We start from the raw sequence: 18,227 nt of genomic DNA, 5'->3' as shown, positions 1-18,227 counted from the left end.
ATGATCGTCAACGTGTGCGGTATGGGTCGGCCGAAGTGCCGGGTCATTCCTTGGGCTCCTTCGGTTTGCGGGTGCGCTTTGCGGGTGCTTTTTCCGCTGCAGGCTCAGCCTCTGCCTTCGGCTTGCGGCCGCGCTTTTTGGGTGCCTCTGCGGCAGCCTCCGGCTCAGTCTTGGCCTTGCGGGCGGTCTTTTTCACCGGCTTTTCCTCTGCAGCGGCAGCTTCTGCCTTGGGCTTGCGGCCGCGTTTTTTGGGTGCTTCTGCAGTGGTCTCCGGCTCAGCCTTGGCCTTGCGGGTGGTCTTTTTCACGGTCTTTTCCGGTTCAGCAGCGGTCTTTGCCTTTTTGGCTGCGGTCTTTTTTCCCGCCTTACCGGTCTTGTCCTCTGCAGCCTTGCGGGTGCGCTTGGCGGGCACCTCAAAGTACAGCGTGCTCATGGGCGGCAGGGTGATCGTGATGCTCTGTTCAAACCCGTGCAGCGGCTTTTTGTGGGTGCGCACGGCCTTGTTGTGGACTGCGCCGGAACCGCCGAACTCTGCATCGTCGCTGTTCAGGATCTCCTTGTAGGAGCCTGCCACCGGTGCGCCCAGAGCGTAGCCCTCACGCAGGACGGGGTTGAAGTTGCAGACCACCAGGATCTGCTTGCCGGAAGTGTCTTTGCGCAGGAAGGCGATCACGCTCTGCTGCGAGTCGTCCGGCACGATCCACTGGAAGCCCTCCCAGCTGTAGTCCACCTGCCAGAAGGCGGGGTGCTCCTTGTAGAAGGCATTCAGGGTCCTGACATAGGTCTGCAGTTCGTTGTGCTTATCGTAGCCCAGCAGCATCCAGTCCAGCGGCTTTGTCTCGTTCCACTCGGCGAACTGGCCGAACTCCTGTCCCATGAACAGCAGCTTCTTGCCCGGGTGGGCCATCATGTAGCCGAAGAAGGTACGCAGGTTTGCAAACTTGGCGTCGTACTCGCCGGGCATCTTGTTGATCAGGCTGCCCTTGCCGTGCACCACCTCATCGTGGCTGATGGGCAGCACAAAGTTCTCGCTGAAGGCGTAGAAGAAGCTGAAGGTGACCTTGTTGTGGTTGCCGGAACGGAAGAGCGGGTCGGTCTTCATGTAGCTGAGCATATCGTTCATCCAGCCCATGTTCCACTTGAAGTTGAAGCCAAGGCCGCCGTCCGAAGCAGGCTTTGTGACCATGGGCCATGCGGTGGACTCTTCTGCGATCATGTACTTGTGCGGATGACGGCCCAGCACGGTGTCGTTCAGCTTGCGCAGGAAGGCAACGGCCTCCAGATTTTCCTTGCCGCCGTCCTTGTTGGGCTCCCACTCGCCCTGCTTGCGGTTATAGTCCAGATACAGCATGGATGCCACGGCATCCACCCGCAGGCCGTCGATGTGATACTGCTCCAGCCAGTACAGTGCGCTGGAGATCAGGAAGCTCTGCACCTCGCTGCGGCCGAAGTCGAACACCATGGTGCCCCACTCCTTATGTTCGCCGCGCTTCGGGTTCGGGTCCTCGTAGCAGGCCTCGCCGTCAAAATTGTACAGGCCGAACTGGTCCTTCGGGAAGTGAGCAGGCACCCAGTCCATGATCACGCCGATGCCGGCGGCGTGCAGCTTGTCCACAAAGGCCATAAAGTCCTTGGGGGTGCCGTAGCGGCTGGTGGGTGCAAAATAGCCTGTGACCTGATAGCCCCAGCTGCCATCAAAGGGGTATTCCATGACCGGCAGCAGCTCCACATGGGTATAGCCCATATCGGTGATATACGGGATCAGCTCGTCTGCCAGCTCGGAATAGTTATAGGGCTTGCCGCCCTCCTTCATCTTCCAGCTGCCGGCGTGCATCTCGTAGATGTTCATGGGGCCGTTGATCACGTCCGCCTTTTTCTGTGCTGCCTGCCATGCGTCATCGTGCCACACAAAGCCGGTGATATCGTAGACTTTGCTGCCGTTGGACGGGCGGGTCTCGGCGTGGAATGCATAGGGATCGGCCTTATAGACCAGATCCCCTGCACGGGTGGTCACGCAATATTTGTAAACATCATATTCCTTCATGCCCGGAATGAACAATTCCCATACGGAATCGCCATCCACCTTGCGCATCGGGTGGCTGCCCGGCTTCCAGCTGTTGAAGTCGCCCACCACGCTGATCGCCACAGCATGGGGTGCCCACACGCGGAACACCACGCCCGATTCACCGGCGCGCGTTTCCATGTGTGCGCCGAAGTAGCGGTATGCTTCACAGTTATTGCCCTGTTTAAACAGATACACCGGAAGGTCCGATGCATTGCTCTGGATCTTTTCCTCGGTCGGTTTCATAGACTGCTCCTCCCCGTACAGATGCGCCGGAAAGCGCACCTGTAGCTTTTTACTCTTTTATATTAAAGAATTTCGGACTGTTTTTCAAGGGGATTTCATCAAAATTTACCATAATCTTTTCGGTGATATTTCTCCCTTATATACACACCCTCTAAATTTTTGCAAATTTTATGGTGAATCCTACCAATCCGCAAACAAAAAGAGCCTCTGCGCACCCTCCCCCAAGGGGAGGATGCACAGAAGCTCTCTGTTTCTGTTAAAAATTTTCGGTTCCGGGCTTTTTCAGGTTTCTCAGCCCACAACGTAGACGTTGACTTGAATGGCACCGTTGATCACGCTCTCGGCGTAGGTCTCATAGAACAGGTCTACCAAAATCTCGCCCTTCTGCACTGCAATGCCGGTGTCGGTGGCCACTGCGTAGCCATACACGAACTTGCCGTCGGTGGAAGTGATATACAGCTTGGTGCCGTAGGGGATCACATCCGGGTCCACGGCCACCGTGCCATAGCCAAGGCCGAGGCCGGAGGAACCCTTGCCGGTTCTGGAGTAGTAGCCGGTAGCCTTGCCGGTGAGCACCTTGCTGTAGGAAGCCGGTGCATTGGTGGTGCCGTCCGGGCCGGTCAGCGGGGAGACCGGTGCACCCGCGCCATAGGTCTTAATGACATGGTTGGTAGGCTCCACGGTAGTGGTGGAATCCACCACGATGCTGTTCTCCAGTTCGCCGTCCACATAGCGGTCGCGGGTGGTGATGGTCTGCTGGCCTTCCGCACCATGGCGCACCGTGGTGGCGCGGCCGGTGTTGCGGAAATACAGGCTGGTGTAGACGTACTCGGTATCATAGGGGATGGCCTGCGTCTCCACACGGTCGGTGTAGTCCACGCGGTGCACCGTGATGGTGGAGCCTGCGCTCACCAGCTGGTCCAGAGCAGGCTCGGTGTAGTCGTCACCCTCCAGAGTGATACCTGCGCGCTTCAGAGCGTCGGCGACGGTGCCGAACACCATCTTGACGGGGTACTCCTGACCGTCGGCGGTGATGCTGACGGAGAATGCGCGCTCGATGTTCAGGGCGGCAAGGTTGCCGCTGTAGGCCGTGTAATAGACCCGATCACCTTCTTCGGACTGGATGCCGGAGAGGTTCATGACCTGTGCAGGGTCGGTCTCGGAGGTGAGGATCACCTGCCGGGCACCATTGGAGTCTGTGACGTAGGTCAGCCGCAGATTCGCAGCGGTCACACTGAGTGTAGCCACAAGGCACACGACCATGACACAGAACGCCAGCACACGGGAAGAGACAGCCTGCTTGCAGGCGGTCAGAGCTTTCTTTACTTTTACGGAAGCGATACGAGACAACTCCTCTCTTTTCAAAGTTGGGTGCGGCCGCAGACACGGTGTTCCATGCCCCGGCCGCCCGGACTGCAGGGCGGGCAGAAGCACTCTGGCCCCACAATCAAATACGATGCCCTCTTTATGATAAGACCGAGCATCGTATGCAATTTGGACTCCGCTGCGGAAGGTGTCATTTCCCTCCCGGCCCGAGCCGCATCTGCCCGCGCCGCACCATGTGTGAGATGGTTTTCACTTCATCCAGATAAATTTTAGACGCTGCAACGTTTGTTGGCTCCGTTGAGCGGGTCTTATTTTACCAGCCCGGAGGCCGTTTGTCAAATCAGGGGGCCGCTTTTCGTTAGTTTTTTGACGATATTTTTTGTGCAATTTATACATTGTTTTCTCCAAATTATTGTTATTTCGGTTATTTCCTTCCGATTTTCCTTTTGTTTTGTGGGATGTTTTGTTCATGAATTTTTAACATTTATTTTGGATTTTTCGCACCGGAAACTGCACTTTTGGGCCGTTCCGGCAGCACGGCAAGCGGCCCTGAATCGCTGGTTTTGCACAGCGGCATTTCCTTCCGCTGCCCCGCCTTTGCCCCACCGGAATCTGTGCGAATTTCCCCCGAAAAATGCCTTCCGGCAAAATGCCGAAGCACAGAAACTTGTGGAAACAAAGTACACTCTCGCCGCCGCTGTCCGGCCGCGATACAATCAAACAAAAAACAGAAAGGAAGGTTTTCAAGTGAAGATCCAGATCATTCAAAAGCAGTGCGGCGGCACCGAGTTCCTTGCCCAGCCGCACCGGCTGCATCTCGGTGCGCAGAACGCCGCCGGGGTGGACGAACTGCTGTTCCAGCTGCCGGATGCATGGGCCGGGTGCACTCTTGCGCTGTATCTGCGCCGCAGCGACGGCACCCTGCTGGCACCGGTGGCGCTGGACACCCAGCACCGTGTCACGGTGGACCGCCGCCTGACCGGCAGCACCGGCGGGCAGTGGATGCTGGCCGCCATGGGTGAAAACGGCTACACCGCCTACACCCGGCCCGGCAGCTATGACTGCTACGCCATTCTGCCCATCGATGATGACGCAGAGGAGCTGCCGCCCTCGCTGTACGAGCAGTTCGTGGCCCGCGTGCTGGAAAGCTCCAGCAGCGCCTCCACAGCGGCACAGCGTGCCGCAGCCAGTGCAGCTTCCACCGCGGCCAACGCAGCGCAGGCCCAGACCGCCGCACAGCGCACCAGCACCGACAGCGCCAATGCATCCCAGTGCGCTGCCCGTGCAGAGGCCGCTGCCGCCCGCGCCGAAGAGCTTGTGCCCACGGACGGGCAGGTGGTCAGCGTCAACGGCAAAAGCGGCATCGTAAAGCTCACCGCGCAGGAGGTAGGCGCACTGCCCTGCCCTGCGCAGCCGGTGTCCGGCCAGCTGCTGCGGGTGCTGAGCGTAGACCCCAACACCGGAGCGGTGCTCACCGACACCGCCGCCATGCCGGACCTGTCCCCCTATCTGCGCAGCAGCACCGTACCCACCGCATCGGTTCCCGGAGCGGTGCGGGTGGACCCGGCCTGCGGCATCAACGTGCGCAGTGACGGCACCCTGACCACGGCCCCCGCTGACCGCAGCCAGCTGGACAGCATGGACAGCACCGTTCTGCCGCTGACCCCCGCCCTGCTGCCCTACGGCGTGAAAAAGGCCCTGACCGCTGCCGCCTCTGCCGGGGAATGGACGGCGGACGAGAAGGCCGCTGCCCTACGCACCCTCGGTGCCGATCTTTCCTCCTATTATACAAAGGAAGATATCGACACGCTGCTCTCGGCCCCCAGCTCCGGCGCGTATCCCGTGGGCAGCATCTACCAGAGCACCGACCCCACCAGCCCCGCCGCACTGTTCGGCGGCAGCTGGGAAGAGATCGCGTCCGAGCGAGTGCTGATGGGTGCGTCCAGCACCCACGCAGCAGGCAGCACTGTTAAGGCCGGTCTGCCGAACCTCAAGGGCTCATTCTCTGGTGTGGCGAGCACAGCATACCCAAATTTATCTAACAGTGGCGCTCTTTCTATGAACACAAACAATGGCGGTTTGGCTGGTTACGAAGGCGGTTCATACGGCAGTAATTGCACCGTATCTTTTGACGCATCCAAGTCCAATGCCATCTACGGACGCAGCAGCACCGTGCAGCCCGCCGCCTACTATGTGCACATCTGGCACCGCGTGGCCTGAGAAAGGAGGTTTTGAACCATGAAGATCATTGATGAGACCGGCGCGGTCGTGGAAAACCCGGACCTGACCCTTGGGTATCTGACCGACGACACCCAGCCGCTGGAGCACCCGGCACAGGAGGCTGTGGCTGAGGTGGCCCACTACGAGACAGTGGCCGAATACCCCGGCGGCGGCAAGGACGTGCAGCGGGTGGTGGATGTGCCGGGCGTACCGGCAAGGCCCGCGTGGACCGAGCAGCTGCCCATTAAAAGGTACATCCGTTATACCGCCGAAGAGCTGGCCGCGCAGGAAGAAGCGCGCAAAAAGCAGGAAGCAAAGGACAAGCTGCCGGAGACGGTGGCCGACCTGATGCAGCAGCTGACCGACCTGCAGCTTGCCCTGTGTGAACTGTACGAAAGGAGTGATGCCTGATGGCAAAGATCTATGCGGCCCTGATCCGCAAGGGGCTCAAAACGCCGGACGATGTCCCCGCCCGGCTGCGGGACGCGGTGGCAGCCCTGCTGCAGGGGGATGCCCATGCTTAACGCCTATTCCCGTCGGAAGGACGGCAATGCCCTGCTGAGCCGCAGCTTCCGGGTGCGGGAATTTGCCTGCAGGGACGGCTCTGACCCGCTGTTCGTGGACAGTGCGCTGGTACAGCTGCTGCAGAGCATCCGGGATCACTTCGGTGCGCCGGTGGTCATTACCAGCGGCTACCGCACCGCCGCCCACAACAGGGCCGTGGGCGGTGCCCCCTACAGCCAGCACTGCTACGGCAGAGCCGCCGACATCCGGGTGGCCGGTGTTCCGGTGGAGCAGCTTGCCGCCTACGCGGAGACTCTGCTGCCCGGCACCGGCGGCATTGGCCGCTACCCGGTAAAGGCGGGCCGGGCAGCGGGCTGGGTGCATGTGGACGTGCGCCCCGTCAAGAGCCGATGGACAGGCTGAGGGGGTGAGACCAGTGGAAAGCATCCTGTCCGCCGTGATCGCCGGTGCCGTGACCCTGATCGGTGTGCTGATCGCCAACAGCCGCAGTCAGGCCGTGACCGACACCAAGCTGGAAGAACTGACCCGCGAGGTGCGCGAGCATAACAATTTTGCCCGCCGCGTACCCATCTTAGAAGAACAGATGAAGGTGGCCAACCACCGCATCGCAGACCTTGAACACAACGAGAAAGTGAGGAACTGACATGAACATCCATAAGATCTCCGCCGCAACCATCGCCCGCACCGCCTGCCTGCTGCTGGCCCTGACCAATCAGCTGCTGAGCGCCTGCGGCAAGCCCGTGCTGCCCATCGAGAGCCAGACCGTGGAGCAGCTGGTCACCGCCGGCATCACCACCGTGGCCGCGCTGGTGAGCTGGTGGAACAACAACAGTTTCACCGCCGCCGCCATTCAGGCAGACGCCGAATACGCCCGCTTGAAGCAGAAAGGCGAGTAAAACAGCACCCGAACGGTGCAAAAGTAGCACTTTTTAAATTGAAAGTATTACTTTTTTAGTCATCTTTCACAGCAGCCCCGGGAGGTGCGCAGCGGCCCTTCCCGGGGCTTTTTTGCTGTCCGTTTGAGCGATTCACGCAGGTTCGAGGGCGATTCACGCAGGTTTTGATGATTTTCGCGCCCAAATCATGTATAATCCAGACAGAAGCGAAAGGGAGGAATTTCTATGGTAATTCCATGCATCTGCAACACAAACGTCACATAAACGCACACGTCTGCAACAAGTCGCACCAAACGTGCAACAAGCCCTTGGAATTAGTACCAAATCTGCGGGATGCTGATTTATACAGAACGCAGAATTTCAACGTTACGGGATAGTTTTTCTTGACGAAAATTTCCGAAAATGCTATAACGTAAGTAGTTGGGGGAAACAGTTTCAGCAGTCCGATTTATCGGACTATCATACACATGGCGACAGGAAAGGAGACCTGGGATCATGACGAATAAAAAATTTAAAGTTGCTGCAATGTCTATGGCACTGACCGCATGTGTTGCGGCCCAGCCCCTGATCGCGAATGCGGCAGATGATGTGAACGCCGTCTCGAATGAGCCAACCGACAGCGCGCCTCAATCGACAGAGGGAAGCTCTGTTTCTGCACCCGTTGCTGCTGCATCTGAGGGCAGCTCCAACACCGAGGTAAAGGCTGAGGAGAAGCAGGACATGCTGGCCCCGGACGAGCATCTGAGCGAATACAGCAAACCCAAGACGGATACCGATGGCAACTCCAGCTCCAAGGCCGACATTACCAAGGACGCGCCCGAACAGGAGCGGGAGCCTGAGATCGACGGCACCGGCGACAACGACGGCACCGGCGACAACGGCAACACCGACAACACCGACAACACCGGCAACACCGACAACACCGGCAACACCGACAACACCGACAACACCGGCAACACCGACAACACCGGCAACACCGGCAACACCGACAACACCGGCAACACCGACAACACCGGCAACACCGACAACACCGGCAACACCGACAACACCGACAACACCGGCAACACCGACAACACCGGCAACACCGATAGCGGCACCGGCAGCGAAATAAAAGAGCAAATCAAGATCGGTGATTCCACCCTGACCGAGAAACCGGGGGAAAGCACCACCGTCGTGACCCCCAACCCCGGCGCAGAGTCGAAACCGGACACCACCAAGCCCCCTAAGGTAACGACGAACCCGGACGGTTCTGTTGATATTGAGACACCGACCCTGACCCCCGGCACCGAGACTACCACGACCACCGCCAGCGGCGAGGTGAAGGCAGAATCTCACACCGGGGAAGAAATCTCGGGAGATCAGATCGATCTGAACACGGAGCTGGGCGAGAAAAAGCCCGACTGGAGCACTGGGACGGGCACTGAGTTCAACGGCTACAAGGTGGACAAAGTGGAACCTTCTGATGATGGCAACTCCAAGACCCTCACCCTGACCAAAACCGAGCACCTTGAGGGCAAGATGGGCTCCGACGAGCTGGAAAAGTTCACCAATTCCACCAAGATCGACCACGGCGACGGCACCTACGATCTGGTGCGCACCGAGACCTACACCGATAAAGACGGCCAGCAGCGCACCCGCACCACCACCCTGCATGTGAAGAAAAACGAGGTGACCGTGGACACCACCATCACCCTCATCGTGGCCCTTGAGAAGGGCAAGCATGACGTTGGTTCGGAGGACATTTCCCATGTGAAGCTGCCCGATAGCATTGAGGTGACCGATGAAACCGGCAAACCGAAAACCACCATCAGTGCTGCGGAACTCGAACGACTGATGGACAGCACCACCCCCACCACTAAGGGCACCAAGAAGACTTACACTGTTAAAAACGGTGATCGTGAGTATACCATTGAGGTGGATGAGGGAGCCGCTAAAGAACTTACCAACGCCCAGATCTTTGAAAAACTGGAAAAAATGGACAGCGGCAAGTACCAGTATGATAAAACCACCGATACGATCTACTACATCGGCAACGGTGATGAACACGCCGAACTGACCAAAGAGCAGAATGACACCCTCCGCAAGACTTTGTCTTACACCGTCACGGTCACGGAGACGAAGAAATCGGAAGAAGAAATGGTTTCGGGTAAGAACGAAGCCGAAATCACTGTAAAGACCGACGCCCTCAACAATGCGGTGATCGACGCTCTGAAAGAGCTGGGACTTAATGACGATCAGGCAGGGGAAGCGCTGAGGAACGGCAAGTTCAACGAAACCGATCACACCTTCACCTACACTCTCGACGGTAAGACCTATACCCTGAACTACACCGACCCCACTACCTCTGAGGATCCCTCTAAAGTCACCGATCTGCCCGATACCCCGGACGCGACCGACCGCAAGACGCACACCGTTACCGGCACGGCTCAGATCACTACCGGTACGGTCTCGTGGACGGATAGCGGTTCCGGAGGCGATTCGTATTCTGTAAGTTCCGGCGATACGTGGACAGAGCCGGAAGGGGCTACGAAGGTCAAGACCGAGCAAGACGGCAACAAGACCATAACGACCTATCGGGTCACTTCTGCGGATGGCAAGACCGTCACCACCTATGTGGTCACCGAGGAAGACGTTCCGCTCAGCGATGCTGAGAAGAACGAGCTTGCAGAGCGGCTTGCCTGGGAGCAGCTGGAACAGAAAACCAGCAAGACCCGCGCAGAGTTGGAAGCAGACGGCTATCAGATCTCCAGTCCGGTCTTCACCGGCAGCACCAGAAAGATCAGCTGGACTGCTACCCAAAAGCAGACAACGACCAGCAAAACCGAGGAGTCTGTCAGCGACATTATCTATGTTGACGGCAACAAGAAGTGGACCATTAACGAAGCGGCTGGTACGATCACCGTTGACGGAAAGCCTTATACGATCACGCATAAGAACGCGGATGGTTCGTACACCTGTGACGTCATTGATGCGAACAATCAAAAGACCACCTATACCTTTACCGAAAAGGACAGCACCGCTTCCTTGACCGGCTCTCAGGTCAAAGCACTGCTGGTCGATAAGCTGGCAAGCGACTTCCCGGGCATCACCACAGAGGACATCCAGCTGAGCGCCGACGGCAAGACCGCATCCTATACAAATACAAAGAACGGCAAGACCGTTACGATCGATTACAGCAGGCTGAGCAAAGAGTTGGACGTGATGACGGAAGAGCATCACACCTCCAGCACAGTCGTGACCATCAAAAAGGACGAAAACTACGACAAGAACTTCCGGAACGCCTGCGAAAAACTGCTTGAGGACATCAAGACCGAGATTCTCCCGAAGCTTGACAAGGATAAGGGCGACGAACTCTGGATCGGCAACACCCAGATCACCGCATCTACCACACTGAACGAAGACCTCATAAACTATTTTAAAAAGGCGGTTTCTTTTAAGGACATGAGCAAGGACGAGCTCATCAAAGCTCTGCAGGCTCAGGCCGCCGAAGCCCATAAAACCGATGTCAAGGTCAACGAAGGCAAAACCGATAAGTATGGCCGTTCCTATGAGGAAACGCTCAGGAACTACTACTCCGGCGCGGATAAAAAGGGCACTTATTACGTCAAGCCGGACGGTTCTGTTCAGAAACTCAAATATGACTATTGGACAGAAAAATACTATTACTGGGATTCTTCTTCCGGTAAGTACGTTTACCCTGATGCCAAAGACATCGTCACCTACAACCACCCCGACTATATCAAGCATCTTGACCTTGCTTCCGACTCTCAGCTTGAGCTTCTGCCCGATGAGCAGAACAATGTTGAAACCACCGATTGTGTGCTGATCGGCAAAGGCCTGAAGCTGGAATGGAACTATAAGGCCGATGACCTTGTCAAAGACAAAAACAACACAAACACAACGGTTAGTCTGGAGGACGAAATCACTTTCGACCCCGAGGATGGCAAAAAGGGCAGCGGCCATTACGAGTACAACCGCGGCAGCAATTACAAGAATACCCTCCCGACCAAGAGTGCTTACTACAAACTGACCGGCACCGTTGTATATGATGCTGTGAAGGGCAGTGACGGTAACGTTACAAAATATTGGAACCGAGAAGATGCCAAACTTGCTTATTGCGCTGAAACCGGGCGTGCATACAACACCGTCAGCGAGGAAGATTTTGCCAAGTATGTGGTGAAAGTTGGCGACAAATTTCAGGTGTATACCAAGAGCTCCCAGTTGGAAGCTTACGGCTATATGACCCGTGACGCCAACACCTGCGTCAATCAGACCTACGAGCGCCAGTATGACAGCTTCGGGTACGGCGGCGGTTATGACCTGATGATCTCCAAGCTCATTCAGGTACGCGATGGCATGGTCGTTGGGCAGACCTCGTCTGACATCCAGACCATCACCGCTCCGTGGAGAATCCTCAGCCGTGATCAGAAGGCCGACCAGTGGCTGCAGCTGCTCAAAAAGACCACCGAGACCACCACGACCAACGAAAATCCCAACTTCGACAGCGGCAGTAGCAGCACCACGAACGGCGATTACTCCTACACCTACACGCAGGATCACACCGATACGCTGGGCAGCCCGGTCACGGGCACCGGCGAGGATACCTACTACAGCTACCGTGATCTGCTCATCCGCACCTTCACCGGTAACGGCACCGGCCACAAGGACAGCGGCAGCTTCCGCTACACCTACCGCACCGAGAAGGATGCCAAGCTGTCTGCCTACGCCAAGATGACCGATGTGGAAAAGAAAGCCCACATCACCTACGACAGCACCACCGTGGAAAGCCGGGATGTCCTGATCCCCGGCACCGAGATCGTGCACATTGATCCCGACGGCGACGACGACGACGGCGGCGACGAGATCATTGAGGAAAAGGATCACGACTCGCCCGTACTGCCCGGCACCCCTGAGCTGCCGCCCGTGCAGGACGCAAAGCCGGACGCCCCCGTTCTGCCTGCTGACCCCGCTCTGCCCGCTGTGCAGGACGCACATGCCCTGCCGCAGACCGGCGTGAACTGGCTGGCCGCCATCGGTCTGGCCCTCAGCGGCATGACCCTGATGATCACTGGCGCGTTCGCCAGCCTGCTCGGCAAAAACGCAAAGCACTGAGCCGCGCTTCCCCCCTTTCACAAACCTGTGTCTCCCTGCTTTGCACCGCCGGACAGACTGAGCCGGATCGCTCTGGCTGATATGTCCCAATCTCCTATTCCGCATACAGCCTTCCGGCTGTAAACCCTCACAGACAAAGCGCCCCCGCTCCAAAACCGGAGTGGGGGCGCTTTGTTGTATGCTCCGTTCTGTGGAACGCAGACAGCAAAAAACGGCCCTGCCGAAGCAGAGCCGTAAAAATGCATCTGAAATATAATCAGCGCTTGGAGAACTGGGGTGCACGACGTGCAGCCTTCAGACCGTACTTCTTACGTTCCTTCATACGAGGATCGCGGGTCAGGAAGCCAGCCTTCTTCAGGACAGGACGGTTCTCCTCGTTCTGCTGCAGCAGAGCGCGGCTCAGGCCGTGACGGATAGCGCCAGCCTGACCGGAAACACCGCCGCCGGAAACGCGGACGACGACGTCGTACTTGCCCTCCAGGCCCAGCAGGACCAGCGGAGAACGGACGATCAGCTTCAGGGTCTCCAGACCAAAGTAGTTGTCGATATCACGATCGTTGATGGTGATCTTGCCAGTGCCGGTGTAAACGCGAACGCGGGCAACGGAATCCTTACGACGACCAGTGCCGTAGAAATAAGGTTTGGTTTCGTACATGTTCGATTGCCTCCTTCTTAGAACTCGATCTTCTCGGGCTTCTGAGCTGCGTGAGCGTGCTCGGCACCCTGGTAGCAGTGCAGGCGGGTCAGAGCCTTAGCACCGATGGTGTTGGAAGGGATCATGCCCTTGACAGCGTAGGTCATGGCCAGATCGCTGTGCTCAGCCATCAGCTTGCTGTACTGGACCTTCTTCAGGCCGCCGATGTACTTGCTGTGGGTGATGTGGAACTTCTGCTCGGCCTTCTTGCCGGTCAGAACAGCCTGATCGCAGTTGATGACAACAACGAAATCGCCGCAGTCCACGTTGGGGGTGTAATCGACCTTCTGCTTGCCGCGCAGCAGAACAGCGGCCTCAGCAGCGACGTGGCCCAGGCTCTTGCCGGCAGCGTCGAGCAGGTACCACTTGCGCTCGACTTCAGCGGGCTTTACGAGAGTAGTGCTCATATCTATTTCCTCCTGATAAGCTTTTTGTAACGTTTCAGGCGCCTTTGTGGGGCGCGAGTGTCAGTATACATCATAAAAAGGCACCTGTCAACAGCATTTTTTGATTTTTTCGCTGTAATTTTTTCAATCTCTCGAATGCTCTCGTTTTCTCTTGAATGCTCTCGTTTTCTAAAAACGCATTTTCTGTAAAATTTTCTGCCCGCCGCCGCACATTTTCTGCCTCTGCCCGCTACAATTTTGCCCCTTGGTGTGGTATACTATAAAGGATATGGCAGCTTTTGCTGTGCACACGGATAAGGAGAGCTTTCTACATGTCAAACGAGATCGACCGCAATGCTTCTGCCCAGCGCCGCACCTCCAAACTGCTGGCCGCCATGGGCATCTTTGTTGCCCTTGGCATCGTCGCTTACATTATATTAACGCTGCTGGTCAACCGCAGTGTGCCCGCAAACCCGGACACCCACTATACCGGCTCCAACGGCGTTTCCGTTTACTACGACAGTTCCATCTGGAAGGTATGCCGGATGACCGAGGACAGCACCCTTGGCACCGTGCTGGAACTTGCCACGGCAGACAGCGCCGACGGCGAGGACTACCAAGCCGTGCTGCTGCAGCGCGGCACCGCCGACAGCTACGCGGACTTTATCAATGCGTCCGAGAAAGACCTCAAGCAGGCCTATGGCGTTATCAAGCCCCGCAAGGTGAACCTGACCGTGGACGGTGCCGAGGTGGAGGCCGTGCGCTGCGACATTCAGGCGTATTATGCGGTTCTGGCCACCATTACCTACCCCAGCGGTGACGTGGTGTATGTTTCCGGCCTGACCAAACTGGCCTCCATCAACGACATTGTGAATCTTGTGGAAAGTGTGACCCTGTCATGAGCAGTTCCCGTGCGATGCAGCGTCTGTGCGGCCTGATGCGCAAGGCTGTGCAGGACTATGAAATGATCGCCCCCGGCGACAAGGTGATGGTGGGCGTTTCCGGCGGCAAGGACAGCGTAGCGCTGACCATTGGCCTTGCGGAGCTGCGCAAGTATATCGGCTTTGATTTTACGGTGCAGGCTGTCACGCTGGACCCGCAGTTTGGCGGCAAGCCCATGGATTACACCGTATTGCAGGAGCTGTTTGCCCGGTACGACATCCCCTATGAGATCCGCCGCACCGAGATCGGCCCCGTGGTGTTCGACTACCGCAAGGAGAAGAACCCCTGCGCCCTGTGCGCTAAGCTGCGGCGCGGTGCACTGCACACGGCGGCGCAGGAACTGGGCTGCAACAAGGTGGCGCTGGGCCACCATCTGGACGATGCCGTGGAGACCTTTTACATGAATCTCTGGCGGGAGGGCCGCATCGGCTGTTTCTCGCCGGTCACTTATCTTTCGCGCCGGGACCTGACCCTCATCCGGCCCATGCTGCTGGCCACCGAGCAGGAGGTCATTTCCGCAGTGCACGCCGAGGGGCTGCCCATCGTCAAGAGCGTCTGCCCTGCCGACGGCGTGACCGTGCGCGAACAGACCAAGGAGTTCGTCAAGGAGCGCTGCCGCACCGACCACGCCTTCCGGCAAAAGACCCTGCACGCCCTGCAGGAGAGCGGCATCGACGGCTGGCGTCCCGTCCACAGCGGACGCGGCAGCTTTGCAATTACAAACGAGGAAGAATGAATCATGCAGACTCAACCTTTTGAAAAACACGTCTGGGCCGAGATCGACCTGGACGCCCTGCGTCATAACTTCCGGGCCGTCAAGGCCCGGGCCGGTGCCCTGCCGCTGTGCGCGGTGGTCAAGGCCGACAGCTACGGCCACGGTGCCGTGCAGTGTGCCCGCATCTTTGCCGAGGAGGGCGCGGTCTGTCTGGCCGTCAGCTGCCTGACCGAGGCCATGCAGCTGCGTCAGGACGGGCAGACGCTGCCCATCCTCATTTTGGGCCATGTGCAGCCGGAGTACGCCCAGACCCTCATCCACGAGGATATCACCGTGGCATGCTACTCCACCGAGCAGGCGCAGAACCTTTCCGCTGCTGCGGTAAAGGCAGGCGGCAGGGTAAAGATCACCTCAAGGCCGATACCGGCATGGGCCGCATCGGCTTTGCCCTGCGCACCGATTTTGACGCCGCCATCCGCGAAATGCTGGCGGTCTGTGCGCTGCCGGGGCTGGAAATGACCGGCATGTTCCAGCACTTCTCGGTGGCCGACGACACCGCCGAAGAAAACATTGCCTATACCGCGGAGCAGCACGCGCTGTTCGTCAGAGCGTTCCATGCGCTCAAGGCGGCAGGCCATGAGCCGCAGACCGTTCATTGCGACAACTCTGCAGGCGTGATGCTGCACCCGGACTGGCCCGAGGGATTGGCCCGGGAGCGCTGCATGGCGCGGCCCGGCATCATCCTCTACGGCTACGACCCCAGCGACGAGGTGCGCTTCGGGCAGTTCCGGCCGGTGATGACCCTCAAGACCGTGGTGAGCATGGTCAAGGAAATGCAGCCCGGCCAGAGCGCCAGCTATGGCCGCCGCTTCACCGCCGAAAAGCCCACGCTGGTGGCCACCCTGTGCACCGGCTACGCTGACGGTTATCCCCGCCAGCTGAGCTGCGGCAAGGGCATCGTGGAGATCCACGGCAAGGCCTGCCCGGTGCTGGGCCGCGTGTGCATGGACCAGATGATGGTGGATGTGACCGGCATCCCGGACATCCGCGAGGGCGATGAGGCCATCCTGTGGGGCGGCAGCGTCAGTGATACGGCCGAAACCATCGCCCGCAAGACCGACACCATTTCCTACGAGGTGCTGTGCGGTGTGTCCCGCCGCGTGCCCCGCGTTTACCTTGAGCACGGAAAGATCGTGGATGTCGAGGACTGGATCCTGAAAGCATGACCGGCACCACAGGCCGCTCTATCATAGCTTCTCAACTTTTTCGGAGGAACTGAATGGCAAGAGATAATATCCGCAACTTCTGCATCATCGCACACATCGACCACGGTAAATCCACCCTGTCGGACCGTATTCTGGAGCTGACCAAGAGCGTGGACGAGCGCACCATGGAAGACCAGATTCTGGACAACATGGACATCGAGCGCGAGCGCGGCATCACCATCAAGGCCCGTGCCGTCACCATGAACTATACCGCCAAGGACGGCAAGACCTACGAGTTCAACCTTATCGATACCCCGGGCCATGTGGACTTTGCCTATGAGGTCAGCCGCAGTCTGGCCGCCTGTGAGGGTGCCATCCTTGTGGTGGACGCCACGCAGGGCGTGGAGGCCCAGACGCTGGCCAACACCTACATGGCACTGGAGCATGATCTGGAGCTGGTGCCCATCCTGAACAAGATCGATCTGCCCAGTGCCCACCCGGACGAGGTGGCGCAGGAGGTGGAGGACGTGATCGGCCTGCCCTGTCTGGACGCGCCCCGTGTTTCTGCCAAGACCGGTCTGAATGTGGATCAGGTGCTGGAGCGTGTCGTTACCGACATTCCCGCCCCCACCGGCGACCCGGATGCTCCACTGAAGGCCCTGATCTTTGACAGCATCTACGACAGCTACAAGGGCGTTATCGTCTATATCCGTGTGTTTGAAGGCACGGTCAAGCCCGGCGATACCATCCGCATGATGGCCACCGGTGCCGAGTTCACGCTGGTGGAAGTAGGCCACATGGGTGCCACCAACCTGACCCCCTGCACACAGCTGCAGGCCGGCGAGGTGGGCTACCTGACCGCCAGCATCAAGACCGTGCAGGACACCCGCGTGGGTGACACCGTCACGCTGGCCGACCGCCCCACTCCGGAGGCGCTGCCCGGCTACCGTCAGGTCAAGCCCATGGTGTTCTGCGGCATCTACCCCGCCGACGGTGCCAAGTACCCCGACCTGAAGGACGCGCTGGAAAAGCTGCAGCTGAATGACGCCTCCCTCACCTTTGAGCTGGAGACCAGTGCGGCGCTGGGCTTTGGCTTCCGCTGCGGTTTCCTTGGCCTGCTGCATATGGAGATCATCACCGAGCGTCTGGAACGGGAGTTTGATCTGGACATCATCACCACCACCCCCAGCGTGCGCTACCGCCTGACCCTCACCGACGGCACCGTGGAGATGATCGACAATCCTTCCAGCTATCCGGACCCCTCCAACATCGTCAAGCAGGAAGAGCCTTTTGTGGACGTGCATCTGTACACCCCCAACGATTATGTGGGCGGCCTGATGGATCTGTGCCAGAACAAGCGCGGCGTGCTGATCGACATGAAGTATCTGGACGATGTGCGGGTGGACCTGCACTATGCTCTGCCGCTGGGCGAGATCGTGTACGACTTCTTCGATGCCATCAAGAGCCGCAGCCGGGGCTACGCCAGCTACGACTATGAGTTCAAGGAGTACCGTGAGAGCGATCTGGTCAAGCTGGACTTCCTGCTCAATGGCGACCCTGTGGACGCGCTGTCCATGATCGTGTTCCGCGATAACGCTTACGCCAAGGGCCGCCGCATCTGCGAGAAGCTGCGGGACAATATCCCCCGCAACCTGTTCGAGATCCCGGTGCAGGCCGCCATCGGCGGCAAGATCATTGCCCGCGAGACGGTCAAGGCCATGCGCAAGGACGTGCTGGCCAAGTGCTACGGCGGCGACATCTCCCGCAAAAAGAAGCTGCTGGAAAAGCAGAAGGAAGGCAAAAAGAAGATGCGTCAGCTGGGCAGCGTTTCCCTGCCCAGTGAGGCCTTCACCGCTGTGCTCAAGCTGGACAGCGATGACGATTGATCCTATAAAAGC

General features: G+C 58.4%; 14 protein-coding genes and 1 pseudogene. 11 read left to right on the top strand and 4 right to left on the bottom strand.

All coding sequences use genetic code 11. The features are described 5' to 3' along the window. Positions 1 to 43 precede the first annotated feature (43 nt). Together glgB and ACKXF7_RS05415 are read right to left on the bottom strand one after the other, a co-directional pair. Positions 44 to 2,308 (bottom strand): 1,4-alpha-glucan branching protein GlgB, encoded by a 2,265-nt coding sequence (gene glgB, locus ACKXF7_RS05420; protein ID WP_423742355.1) that lies wholly within the window; start codon positions 2,306 to 2,308, stop codon positions 44 to 46. Positions 2,309 to 2,599: 291 nt separating this feature from the next. After that, positions 2,600 to 3,658, bottom strand: coding sequence for a 3D domain-containing protein (locus ACKXF7_RS05415; protein ID WP_249237505.1), 1,059 nt, complete (start codon positions 3,656 to 3,658; stop codon positions 2,600 to 2,602). Between the two features lie 723 nt (positions 3,659 to 4,381). Here ACKXF7_RS05415 and ACKXF7_RS05410 point away from each other — a divergent pair. The 7 genes from ACKXF7_RS05410 (at position 4,382) to ACKXF7_RS05380 (ending at position 12,387) form a co-directional block, all read left to right on the top strand. Beyond that, positions 4,382 to 5,854, top strand: a complete 1,473-nt coding sequence (locus ACKXF7_RS05410; RefSeq protein ID WP_423742354.1) for a phage baseplate protein — start codon at positions 4,382 to 4,384, stop codon at positions 5,852 to 5,854. 18 nt (positions 5,855 to 5,872) lie between these two features. Next, the gene (locus ACKXF7_RS05405; RefSeq protein ID WP_423742353.1) at positions 5,873 to 6,265 is read left to right on the top strand and encodes a hypothetical protein; all 393 of its coding nucleotides are present in this window, start codon (positions 5,873 to 5,875) and stop codon (positions 6,263 to 6,265) included. Further along, positions 6,265 to 6,378, top strand: a complete 114-nt coding sequence (locus tag ACKXF7_RS05400) for a CD1375 family protein (RefSeq protein WP_423742352.1) — start codon at positions 6,265 to 6,267, stop codon at positions 6,376 to 6,378. The genes ACKXF7_RS05405 and ACKXF7_RS05400 overlap by 1 nt, the downstream gene beginning before the upstream one ends. Continuing rightward, positions 6,371 to 6,781 carry a YcbK family protein gene (locus tag ACKXF7_RS05395; RefSeq protein ID WP_423742351.1) on the top strand — a complete coding sequence of 137 codons (411 nt, stop codon included), beginning with the start codon at positions 6,371 to 6,373 and terminating at the stop codon, positions 6,779 to 6,781. The genes ACKXF7_RS05400 and ACKXF7_RS05395 overlap by 8 nt, the downstream gene beginning before the upstream one ends. Before the next feature lie 13 nt (positions 6,782 to 6,794). Then, on the top strand, positions 6,795 to 7,022 hold the full coding sequence (locus ACKXF7_RS05390; RefSeq protein ID WP_249237509.1) for a hypothetical protein: 228 nt from the start codon (positions 6,795 to 6,797) through the stop codon (positions 7,020 to 7,022). 1 nt (position 7,023) lies between these two features. Then, positions 7,024 to 7,275, top strand: coding sequence for a phage holin (locus ACKXF7_RS05385; protein ID WP_249237510.1), 252 nt, complete (start codon positions 7,024 to 7,026; stop codon positions 7,273 to 7,275). A 495-nt stretch (positions 7,276 to 7,770) separates the two neighbouring features. Beyond that, complete coding sequence (locus ACKXF7_RS05380; protein ID WP_423742350.1) at positions 7,771 to 12,387, top strand: hypothetical protein; 4,617 nt, start codon at positions 7,771 to 7,773, stop codon at positions 12,385 to 12,387. A 256-nt stretch (positions 12,388 to 12,643) separates the two neighbouring features. Here the strand turns inward: ACKXF7_RS05380 and rpsI are convergent, their stop codons facing one another. Together rpsI and rplM are read right to left on the bottom strand one after the other, a co-directional pair. Further along, positions 12,644 to 13,042, bottom strand: a complete 399-nt coding sequence (rpsI, locus tag ACKXF7_RS05375; protein ID WP_249237512.1) for a 30S ribosomal protein S9 — start codon at positions 13,040 to 13,042, stop codon at positions 12,644 to 12,646. 17 nt (positions 13,043 to 13,059) lie between these two features. Further along, positions 13,060 to 13,488, bottom strand: a complete 429-nt coding sequence (gene rplM, locus ACKXF7_RS05370; protein WP_005938158.1) for a 50S ribosomal protein L13 — start codon at positions 13,486 to 13,488, stop codon at positions 13,060 to 13,062. A 311-nt stretch (positions 13,489 to 13,799) separates the two neighbouring features. Here rplM and ACKXF7_RS05365 point away from each other — a divergent pair, with 311 nt between their 5' ends. The 4 genes and pseudogenes from ACKXF7_RS05365 to lepA all read left to right on the top strand — a co-directional run bounded on the left by ACKXF7_RS05365 (position 13,800) and on the right by lepA (position 18,215). Next, positions 13,800 to 14,369, top strand: a complete 570-nt coding sequence (locus tag ACKXF7_RS05365) for a hypothetical protein (RefSeq protein WP_423742349.1) — start codon at positions 13,800 to 13,802, stop codon at positions 14,367 to 14,369. Next, positions 14,366 to 15,145, top strand: a complete 780-nt coding sequence (locus ACKXF7_RS05360; RefSeq protein ID WP_423742348.1) for a tRNA 2-thiocytidine biosynthesis TtcA family protein — start codon at positions 14,366 to 14,368, stop codon at positions 15,143 to 15,145. The genes ACKXF7_RS05365 and ACKXF7_RS05360 overlap by 4 nt, the downstream gene beginning before the upstream one ends. A 3-nt stretch (positions 15,146 to 15,148) precedes the next feature. Further along, positions 15,149 to 16,350 (top strand): annotated as a pseudogene (gene alr, locus ACKXF7_RS05355) (alanine racemase). Between the two features lie 53 nt (positions 16,351 to 16,403). Next, on the top strand, positions 16,404 to 18,215 hold the full coding sequence (lepA, locus tag ACKXF7_RS05350; protein WP_423742347.1) for a translation elongation factor 4: 1,812 nt from the start codon (positions 16,404 to 16,406) through the stop codon (positions 18,213 to 18,215). Positions 18,216 to 18,227 lie beyond the last annotated feature (12 nt).

This window comes from Faecalibacterium sp. 7 (assembly GCF_049562865.1).
GTDB lineage: Bacteria > Bacillota > Clostridia > Oscillospirales > Ruminococcaceae > Faecalibacterium > Faecalibacterium wellingii.
The sequence above is the reverse complement of the archived record's forward strand: the minus strand, read 5'-3'. Positions and strand labels throughout refer to the sequence as shown.

Coding starts and splice junctions, on each gene's coding strand:
- glgB (WP_423742355.1), bottom strand. CDS start 2,308: ATGAAACCGACCGAGGAAAAGATCCAGAGCAATGCATCGGACCTTCCG.
- ACKXF7_RS05405 (WP_423742353.1), top strand. CDS start 5,873: ATGAAGATCATTGATGAGACCGGCGCGGTCGTGGAAAACCCGGACCTG.
- ACKXF7_RS05400 (WP_423742352.1), top strand. CDS start 6,265: ATGGCAAAGATCTATGCGGCCCTGATCCGCAAGGGGCTCAAAACGCCG.
- ACKXF7_RS05395 (WP_423742351.1), top strand. CDS start 6,371: ATGCTTAACGCCTATTCCCGTCGGAAGGACGGCAATGCCCTGCTGAGC.
- ACKXF7_RS05385 (WP_249237510.1), top strand. CDS start 7,024: ATGAACATCCATAAGATCTCCGCCGCAACCATCGCCCGCACCGCCTGC.
- ACKXF7_RS05380 (WP_423742350.1), top strand. CDS start 7,771: ATGACGAATAAAAAATTTAAAGTTGCTGCAATGTCTATGGCACTGACC.
- rpsI (WP_249237512.1), bottom strand. CDS start 13,042: ATGTACGAAACCAAACCTTATTTCTACGGCACTGGTCGTCGTAAGGAT.
- rplM (WP_005938158.1), bottom strand. CDS start 13,488: ATGAGCACTACTCTCGTAAAGCCCGCTGAAGTCGAGCGCAAGTGGTAC.
- ACKXF7_RS05365 (WP_423742349.1), top strand. CDS start 13,800: ATGTCAAACGAGATCGACCGCAATGCTTCTGCCCAGCGCCGCACCTCC.
- ACKXF7_RS05360 (WP_423742348.1), top strand. CDS start 14,366: ATGAGCAGTTCCCGTGCGATGCAGCGTCTGTGCGGCCTGATGCGCAAG.
- lepA (WP_423742347.1), top strand. CDS start 16,404: ATGGCAAGAGATAATATCCGCAACTTCTGCATCATCGCACACATCGAC.